The 9,174-nt window shown below is 61.3% G+C and carries 7 protein-coding genes; 5 read left to right on the top strand and 2 right to left on the bottom strand.

What is annotated here, in order from left to right; genetic code table 11:
• Nucleotides 1–202: 202 nt before the first annotated feature.
• Nucleotides 203–1,045, top strand: a complete 843-nt coding sequence (locus AC58EF_RS27395; RefSeq protein WP_497279545.1) for an NAD(P)-dependent oxidoreductase — start codon at nucleotides 203–205, stop codon at nucleotides 1,043–1,045.
• Between the two features lie 125 nt (nucleotides 1,046–1,170).
• Nucleotides 1,171–1,809, top strand: coding sequence for a TetR/AcrR family transcriptional regulator (locus AC58EF_RS27400; protein WP_497279546.1), 639 nt, complete (start codon nucleotides 1,171–1,173; stop codon nucleotides 1,807–1,809).
• Between the two features lie 435 nt (nucleotides 1,810–2,244).
• Here the strand turns inward: AC58EF_RS27400 and AC58EF_RS27405 are convergent, their stop codons facing one another.
• Nucleotides 2,245–3,276, bottom strand: coding sequence for a LacI family DNA-binding transcriptional regulator (locus AC58EF_RS27405; RefSeq protein WP_497279547.1), 1,032 nt, complete (start codon nucleotides 3,274–3,276; stop codon nucleotides 2,245–2,247).
• Nucleotides 3,273–4,511, bottom strand: a complete 1,239-nt coding sequence (locus AC58EF_RS27410) for an MFS transporter (RefSeq protein WP_497279548.1) — start codon at nucleotides 4,509–4,511, stop codon at nucleotides 3,273–3,275. The genes AC58EF_RS27405 and AC58EF_RS27410 overlap by 4 nt, the downstream gene beginning before the upstream one ends.
• Nucleotides 4,512–4,663: 152 nt before the next feature.
• Here AC58EF_RS27410 and AC58EF_RS27415 point away from each other — a divergent pair, with 152 nt between their 5' ends.
• The 3 genes from AC58EF_RS27415 to AC58EF_RS27425 all read left to right on the top strand — a co-directional run.
• A complete protein-coding gene (locus AC58EF_RS27415) occupies nucleotides 4,664–7,126 on the top strand; it encodes a TonB-dependent receptor (protein WP_497279549.1) in 2,463 nt (820 codons plus the stop codon).
• Between the two features lie 26 nt (nucleotides 7,127–7,152).
• Nucleotides 7,153–7,410 carry a tryptophan 7-halogenase gene (locus AC58EF_RS27420; protein ID WP_497279550.1) on the top strand — a complete coding sequence of 86 codons (258 nt, stop codon included), beginning with the start codon at nucleotides 7,153–7,155 and terminating at the stop codon, nucleotides 7,408–7,410.
• On the top strand, nucleotides 7,410–9,174 hold a 1,765-nt coding region (locus tag AC58EF_RS27425), incomplete at its 3' end, for a glycoside hydrolase family 3 protein (RefSeq protein ID WP_497279551.1). The genes AC58EF_RS27420 and AC58EF_RS27425, both read left to right, overlap by 1 nt.

Raw genomic sequence — 9,174 nt, forward strand, 5'->3', positions numbered from 1 at the left:
GCACGTCGTCGCCTTCGCATGCATCATGATGAAACAGGCGGCCTCAATCGCTGCAGGTTCATAACAGCCTCTAGGCGTGACCTGTCGGCCTTGGCGCTCCCGCAATGGTTTGGCGGTCAGGCGGACCCCGTCGGGGATTTACGAAAGACGTTCGGAGTGATTAGCTCATTCGCGAACTTGGACGAAGCCTGAGGGATATTTCATGACAGATAGTATCAGGAAAATTGGGTTCATCGGCCTCGGCAGCATGGGCGGCGATCAGGCGCGGGAGTTGGCCAAATTGCCGCTCGACCTGACTGTTTACGATGTATTTCCCGATGCGCTGGCGAAATTCGAGGGCCGCGCGAAGCTCGCCGCCTCCATAGCGGAGGTAGGCAAGGACGCCGACGCCGTCGGCATTTGTGTCCGGGACGACACGCAGGTGCTGGAATGTGTTGATGCGCTGCTGCCTGTAATGAAGCGGGGGGCGAGCCTGCTCATCCACAGCACGATCAAGCCCAAAACTGCACAGCAGATAGCCGAACGAGCTGCCACCGTGGGTGTCGATGTCATCGATGCGCCAGTTACGCGCACTGAAATGACCAAGAACGGCCCGTTCGTCTTTTGCATGACGGGTGGCGATGAATCCGTCGCCGCGCGCGTCCAGATTGTACTGGACGCCTTTTCGACGAACACGATGCATATCGGCCCGCTCGGATCGGCGATGGCCCTCAAGATCTGCAACAATCTCGTATCTTGGTGTGGTATCATGCTAGGTGTCGAAGTCGCCAATGTGGCGGAGGCGTCCGGCGTGCCGATGGACAAGCTGCTGACCGTGATGAAGCGCAACGGCAATCTCACCCCGCCCATGGCGGGTTTCATCGATTTTCGCAATAATCCGGGAGACGCCGCCCGTCGCGCCTTTTTCGCCAGCCAGGCCGGCATCGGCGAAAAGGACCTTGCGCTGGCCGAAGAGCTGGCGGCTGTTGCCGATGCCCCGTCGCCAATCACCAGCCATACCAAGACGCTGATCAAGAAAACGCTGCTCGCAATCTGTGAGAGCTAGATTGTCAAAAATTCGCAGAAAATAAGGTTTCGAGGACAAAGCTTTACGGGCGCGATTTTGTATTGATTATCCTACTACCCGCGACCTATCCTTTCTGATCCCAGGGCGAACTTGTAGTTGTGGTTATGCCGTCCAAGATTAAGGGGGTGCCTTCTCGAAGGGAAGAGCGTCAGTCCGATCGACGGCAGTTCATCATTGCCGTGGCTCGCCGATCCTTTCTGCAGGATGGCTATGCCCAGACTACCATGTCAGGAATAGCTGCAACGCTCGGTGGCTCAAAGAGCACCTTGTGGCGTTATTTTCCTTCGAAAGAAGAGCTGTTTACCGCCGTCCTTGACCAAGCAACCTCCGAGTATCACAAACGGCTTTGCTTGATACTTGATCCCTCTGAGGATGTCGCCACGGCGGTCGAACGCTTTTGCTTTAATTTCCTGAAAACGGTAACGTCGGCAGATGCCTTATCCTTATACCGATTGGTCGTAGGCGAGGGAGCCCGATTTCCGGAGATTGGTCAAATTTATCATGCCCGAGTACAGTCAGTTACCAACAAGATACTCGCCAATTATTTCGCCAAAGCCATGAGCTGTGGTTCATTACGCGAAGGCAACCCGCTAAGATTATCCCAGGCATTGAGAGGTCTTTGCATATCAAAAGTCGAGGATTTCTTGCTGTCTGGGGCAACCGAAATCTATCGCGATGAAGTTATTGATTCCGATGTGAATGAGGTACGGGATATTTTCCTCCGTGCCTTTGCTCGTAACTAATCGGCCTTCATCACACTCATGCTCAATTACTTCACCCCTGTATAACGTCCATTTGTTGGCCATCCTGTACTTACTGAATGGAGAAGAGTGAAGCATAATGAAAAAAAGCATTAAAGCCAGTCACGTGGTGATAGGGGTATCCATTGGGGTACCGTCGGCAAGGAGATGAATAATATGTAATAGTTTTAAATGGTTATTTGTTATTTTAAGGAGATGCCGGGCCCACCAACCATATCCGCCATCGCTTCCATACTATATGTATAAATTCTTATTTTATAATAGTTTATGCCAATGTCGGCCGGTACGTTTCAACGAATCGTGGGTGATTTGTGGGTGTGGACCTGCCAATCTGTGCGTAAAATGATGGTTGCAACGAACGGGCGATACGCCTGTTAGCCTTGTGTACTTGGCCCTGTCAGGCTTGCGAGCGCATTTTTAAATCGTGCCTTTGTTCACCGCGCTCGTGCTATCACGCACCACCAGAGCGTGGGGCAGCATCAATTGTGGTCGCGCACCGTCATTCTTCCGCCGGGAAGATGGATCCACGAGAATATCGACTGCTGCGGCCGCCATTTCTGCCTTTGGTTGACGAATGGTGGTAATTTGCGGCCAAGCTGCCCGCGACGATGCGGCGTCGTCGAAACCCGCGACAGACAGGCTTTGCGGCACAATTATGCCAAGTTTCATCGCGGTGATGAGCACACCCAGGGCCATGTCGTCGTTGCAGGCGAAGATCGCGCTGGGGCGATCGCGCCGGCTGAGCAGCGCATCTCCTATTTCCAGGCCGGAACGGAAACTGAAATCACCACGCAGCATCGCTGCTTCGTCGACCGCAACGCCTGCCGTCGCCATCGCCAGGCGAAAGCCCTCCTCTCGCCGTGCGGATGCGCTGTGGTTGGGAGGGCCTTGGACAAAACCGATATGGCGATGCCCGAGACCGATCAAATACTCGGTCATTTCCCGCGCGGCGCCGTGATCGTCCATCCGCACAGCGCCCGATGCCGCCGGGTCGGCGGAAGGCGCGATCAGCACATGCTGCACGCCCGATTCGCGGAACAGGTCGATCAGTTCGGGCGCATCGCAAACAGGCGGGGCGATGATCGCGCCATCCAGCCGGAGGCTTGAGATGCTGGCGCGGACCTGATCCTGCCAACCGGGCTGCGCCAGATCGACGGGTTCGACCACCAGATGATAGCTGCGTTCCCGGCAGCGCAACAGCGCGCCATGCTGCACGTCGGCGGCATAGCCGGAAACCGGATCGTCGATGAAGAGGCCGAGGAGATAGGATCGGGAACTGGAGAGGCTGCGCGCGAAGGCGTTGGGACGGTAGTTGAGTTCGGCAACGACGCGCAGGACCGCCTCCCGGATTTGCGGCCGGACATGATCCTCGCCATTGATGACGCGCGAGACTGTCTTGGGCGACACGCCGGCGCGGGCGGCGACATCCTTGATTGTGACGATGCTCATGTGGGGATTTCCTGTGGCTGCGTGCAGATCGACGCGAACCAGGCAATGAAGAGATAACAGAGGGCGGGTAGGGCGAGCGAGGCCAGCAGCGTGGCGGCGTCGGCGATCGCGCCCGTCAGCACCGGCACGATCGCGCCGCCGACGACCGCCATGCACAGCCACATCGACGCGACCGGCGCCTCTCGCTCATCGGTCGGCAGGGCCAGCGTGTAGATGGTGGGATACATGATGGCGTTGCACAGGCCGACGGCGATGAGCGAGCCGGCTCCGGCAAGGCCGGGCAGCAGGATGGCGGCCATGGTGAGTCCGGCTGCGGCGATTGCGACGGCAAGCAGCAGCCGGGCTTCGGACACCCTGCGCATCGCCCACGCGCCGACGAAGCGGCCAATCATCGCGCCACCCCAATAGAGGCTGACCAACTGTCCCGCCAGAACCGGCGGGGCGGCAAGCCGGTCGGAACGCATCAGCACGGTGGGCAGCAGAGCGCCGATCGTGACTTCCGCACCGACATAGAGGAAGATCGCGCTGGTGCCCCAGAGCAGGCGGCGGGAGCGCATGACACGAAAAATTTCCCGCGTGGCGGCGAACTGGTCGTTGCTCTGTCCTTTCAGCAAGTCGCGATGGCGGAAATAGGCGAACGACAGCGCGCCGGTAACGGCCGCCGTCCCCATGAAGGGCAAGGTGGCGGCGAACGGACGGGCGGCGGTCGCGCCGAGATCGCGCAGCAACAGCGGCGCGCTGACGAGCGGGCCGAGCACGGTGCCCAAGGAATTGAAGCCCTGAAGCAGGGTCAGCCGCCCGGCCGCGCCGCGAAGCGGCCCGATCACCGCGACCATGGTGTTGGATGCGATCTGGAGATAGGTCTGCCCCGCCGAAATCAGCAGCAGCGCGCCCAGCACCATGGCGAAGGACAGGGCGGTCTGCGCCATCGTCAGCGTCAGGCAGCCGATCGTCATGACGGTCAGGCCGGCGACGATTGCGCGCATGTAGCCGGCTCTTATGATTGCCGCCGTGATTGGCAGGGCGAAGAGCATATAGCTGGAATGAAAGGCGAGTTGCACCAGCAGCGCGCCCTTATAGTCGAGGTTCAGCAGCAGCTTGAGCTGAGGCACGAGCAGACTGACCGACGAGGTCAGAAACCCCCCGATGAAAAATAGGCCAACCGCCAGCCGGAACAGCCGGTGGGCGACGCGCTCATGATCGTCGGATAGCAGGGATGACGTAGCGGTAACCATGAAGAAATAGCTGATGAGGGAATCTTAATGAAACAGGCGGGAGGAGGAAAGCCTGTCTGTCGGGTTCCGACATCGATGTCAATTTTATGTTGACATCGTTGTCAATCGTAAGCCAAGAGATGACCCACAGACCATTTGGTCCAGGGAGAGAGATGATGAAAAGCTTCGCGCTGGCCGCAAGCACTGCGCTTGCGTCCGCAACCCTATGGATGACGCCCGCCTTCGCACAGGACGCCGCCGCAACACCGCAGGCGGCACAGCCGGATTATGGCAGCGACATCATCGTCACCGCGACACGTCGCGAAACCACGCTGCAATCGACGCCGATCGCCGTGTCGGCCTTCGGTCAGGCGCAGCTCGACCGGCAGCAGGTGAAGGATGTCACCGACCTCGCCCGGTTCGTGCCCTCGCTCCAGTTCAACCAGCAGGGCGACCAGTCCGCCGTGCTGCTGACGCTGCGCGGCATCGGCAATGACAGCGCCTATACCGAAGTCGCGGACCCGGAAGTCGCCATCTATGTCGACGGCATCTATTCGCCGCGCGCGCAAGGTGCATCGGTGCTGATGTACGACATGGAGCGCGTGGAAGTGCTGCGCGGTCCGCAGGGCACGCTGTTCGGCCGCAATGCCACCGTGGGTGCGCTCAGCCTGATATCCGCGAAACCCAAGCTGGGTGAATTTGAAGGCAATGTCGAAGTCGTCGCCGGCAATTATGACCGACTGGGCGTGCGCGGTGCGATCAACATTCCCGCTACCGACACGCTGGCCTTCCGCGTCGCCTTCGTCACTGACCGGCATGACGGATATGCCGATTTCCAGCCTGCGCCCGATGTGCCCGGCATCAATCGCTCGGCGTTCGTCACCAGCGGCAAGAAATATTATGCCGCCGACCAGCAGTCGGGGCGCGTGTCGATGCTGTGGCAGCCGAGCAATCGATTCAGCTGGAACCTGTCGGCCGAAGGTTTCCTCGACAATGGTGCGCCGGTCATTGGCCTGCTCCAGACGCCGCGGGCCGGGACCAAGCGCTGGTCGACGCTCAGCGATACTGCCCCCGATACCGACCGCTATTCGGTCGCCGTGCGCAGCACCATGAACTACGACATCACCGACGGCATCCAGCTAAGCTATATCGCCGGCTGGTCGCGGATCGGCGGGTCGACCCAGACGGACGCCGATGCGGGCGCCCTGCCCCCGACCGGTGAGGTGGATGCGAACGGCAATGACCTGCCGCTGGGCGCCTTCGGCGAGAACCGCACTTTGTCGTCGCGCTATGATTTCCAGAGCCATGAAATCCAGTTGAAATCGTCGGGCGAGCAGATGATCGACTGGATTTTGGGCGCCTATTACAGCCACGAAAAGAACCGCATCCGCTTCGACATCGACCAGCGCAACGGCTATCGCGACGGCACCTTCAGCTGGGCGGGCAGCTTCATCCAGGCCAATCGCCAGATCGACAGTCGCGCGGTCTTCGGCCAGGCGGTATGGCATGTCACCGACGCGCTGCGCGTGACAGGCGGTCTGCGCTACACGTCCGACAAGAAGCAGGACATTGGCGGCCGCAACGTGACCTTCTCTGGCGAAGGCTGTTCCGATGCCGACAGGCTGCCCGGCGGCGCCTGCACCGGCGGAATCTTCGGCGCCTATCCGGGCGCGACCGCGGAGGAATTGGCTGCGTTGCTGCCGGGCTTCTCCATTTCCAGCAACGATGTGAAGGGCAAGTGGGACAAGTTGACCTATCTGGCCCGCGTCGACGCCGACCTGGCGGAAGACATACTGGGCTATGCCAGCATCAGCACCGGCTTCAAGTCGGGCAACATCCAGGACAATGCCGGCCTCACCGATCCCGAAACGCTCACCAACTATGAAGTGGGCCTGAAATCCCGCTTCCTCGACCGTCGTGTCACGCTGAACCTTGCGGCCTATTACAGCGACTTCAAGGGCTATCAGGTAAACCAGGCCGTCACGTTCCGCGACGATGCGGGCAATGTCGTGCGCACCCAGATGATCACGCAGAACGCCGAGGGCGCGAAGGCCTATGGCCTGGAAGCAGAGTTGGTCGCCAACTTCACTGACAATGACCGTCTGCAATTTTCCGGCACCATCCAGAAGACCAAGCTGGATGAACTCCAGAGCGTGGACGGGCGCCTCTATGACGGCGGCAAGCTGTCGTCGGTGGCGGAGCTGAAGGGCAATGAACTGGCGCACGCGCCGCGCTTCTCCGGCACCGTCAGTTACGAGCATGATTTCGAGCTGGCGAGCGGCGCGAAGATCACGCCGCGCTTCACCACCCATTATGAGACGAAGAGCTGGCTTAGCTATTTCAACGGCGACGCCAATCCTTTCGTCAACCCCAACGATCCGGCGGACAACATGCCCGATCGCGGCACCAATGGCACCGACTGGGACCGGCAGAAGGCATATTTCCGGTCCGACGCGTCGATCCGCTTCGTTTCGCCGGACCAGAAATATTCCGTCGAAGCCTTCGTCCAGAATATCGAGAATGGGAAGATCCGCACCGGCACGGGCGCCCAGGGCGCGCCGCGTTACGATCCGGTGTTCCTGTCGAACCTCCAGCCGCCACGCACCTGGGGCGTCCGCGCCCGCGCCAATTTCTAAGAGCGCCGGCGAAGGAGAAGCGTGAGATGACGACCGACATTCCCTCCCCCGGTCGGATCGTCATTCCTGGCGGCGGTACGGCCGGATGGCCGTCCGCCGCCATATTGTTCCGGCTGCCCGGCGTGACGCTGGTGAAATCCCGCGACATCGGCATCATGGACGTGGGGGTAGGGCTATTCCCGAACGTAGCTTCCGCGTCCGGCGCTATCATCGCTCATCTTCCCGACCATTGCGCGCTGCTTGATCAAATGTGCGCGCGGCAACCTTCTGCAAGAGTATCCTGATGCCCCGCAAATTGCTGATCACCGCTCTGTTGCTCTGCTCGTCCGGCCTGGCCCAAGCGCAGACCGCGCCGTCCCTGCCGGCCGCCGGCGCGGGAAGCAATCGCGCGCTTCCGGCGGAGGCGCGGGCGAAGGCGCTGGTCGCGGCGATGACGCGGGAGGAAAAGCTGGCGATCATCCACGGCTATTTCCCGCCCATGGCAAAGCCGGCCCAGCCCATCGCCATGATCCCGTCGGCCGGTCATATCCCCGGCGTCCCGCGCCTCGGCATTCCGACGCTGCGTGAAAGCGACGCGAGCCTGGGCGTCGCCAATCAGGTGGAACAGCGCAAGGGCGATACGGCGACGGCGCTCCCCGCCGGTCTTGCGACAGCCGCCACCTTCAATCCGGCCATCGCCTATGCGGGCGGTGCGATGATCGGGGCGGAAGCGCGGGCCAAGACCTTCAACGTCCTGCTTGCGGGCGGCGTCAACCTGACGCGCGATCCGTGGAACGGGCGCAATTTCGAATATCTGGGCGAAGACCCACTGCTCGCGGGCGTGATGGCGGGCGAGCATATCAGGGGCGTGCAGAGCGCGCACATCGTTTCCACCATCAAGCATTTTGCGCTCAATGCGCAGGAAACGGGGCGCACCGTACTGGATGCGCGGATCGACAGGGCGGCGCTGCGCGAAAGCGACCTGCTGGCCTTCCAAATCGCGACCGAGATCGGCGATCCGGCCTCCGTCATGTGCGCCTATAACAAGGTGAATGGCGACTATGCCTGCGAGAATGACTGGCTGCTCAACACGGTCCTGAAAAAGGACTGGGGCTACAAGGGCTGGGTCATGTCGGACTGGGGCGCGGTCCATTCGACCGAAAAAGCGGCGCTGGGCGGGCTAGACCAGGAATCCGGGCAGGAACTGGACGACGCCATCCATTTCGGCAAGCCGTTCGAGGACGCCGTGAAAGCCGGCCGTATCCCCATGGCACGGCTCGACAACATGGTGGAACGTATCCTCTACGGCGTGATCGCCAGCGGGCTGATGGACGATCCCGTGCCGGAAAGCCCGCATCAGATCGACTATGCGGCACATGCCGATGTCACCCAGCGGGCAGCGGAGGAAGGCATCGTCCTCCTCAAGAATGATGCCGGCCTTCTCCCCCTTGCCAAAAGCGCGCGCAGGATCGTCCTGATCGGCGGCCATGCCGATGTTGGTGTATTGTCAGGCGGAGGCTCGTCTCAGGTTCGTTCGGTCGGCGGCGCACCGGTCGAAATCCCGCTGACGAAGGGGGCGGCGGCATCCTTTGCGCGCATGACTTGGCACGCTTCCTCACCGCTGAATGCGATCCGCGCGCTCGTGCCGCAGGCTGAGGTCAGCTATGTCGACGGCAGCGATCCCAAGGCAGCGGCAGACGCCGCGCGCCGCGCCGATATCGCCATCGTCTTCGGCTGGCAATGGCAGACCGAGGCGCAGGACCCCACCGACATGCGCCTGCCCGACAATCAGGACGCGCTGATCGATACGGTCGCCTCCGCCAACGCCAGGACCATCGTCGTGCTGGAAACCGGCGGGCCGGTCGAAATGCCTTGGATCGGCAAGGTGCCGACACTTTTGCAAGCCTGGTATCCCGGCCAGCGCGGCGGTGAAGCGATCGCCAACATCCTGTTCGGCGATGTCGCGCCTTCCGGTCGCCTGCCGATCACCTTCCCGGCGCGCGCGGACCAGGCCGCGCGCGCCGAGCCGGCGGGTCTCGCCGAACTGCAAGCGGCCGAAGCCCGCCGGA

The organism is Sphingobium sp. WR1, assembly GCF_059693745.1.

Coding starts and splice junctions, on each gene's coding strand:
- AC58EF_RS27395 (WP_497279545.1), top strand. CDS start 203: ATGACAGATAGTATCAGGAAAATTGGGTTCATCGGCCTCGGCAGCATG.
- AC58EF_RS27400 (WP_497279546.1), top strand. CDS start 1,171: ATGCCGTCCAAGATTAAGGGGGTGCCTTCTCGAAGGGAAGAGCGTCAG.
- AC58EF_RS27405 (WP_497279547.1), bottom strand. CDS start 3,276: ATGAGCATCGTCACAATCAAGGATGTCGCCGCCCGCGCCGGCGTGTCG.
- AC58EF_RS27410 (WP_497279548.1), bottom strand. CDS start 4,511: ATGGTTACCGCTACGTCATCCCTGCTATCCGACGATCATGAGCGCGTC.
- AC58EF_RS27415 (WP_497279549.1), top strand. CDS start 4,664: ATGATGAAAAGCTTCGCGCTGGCCGCAAGCACTGCGCTTGCGTCCGCA.
- AC58EF_RS27420 (WP_497279550.1), top strand. CDS start 7,153: ATGACGACCGACATTCCCTCCCCCGGTCGGATCGTCATTCCTGGCGGC.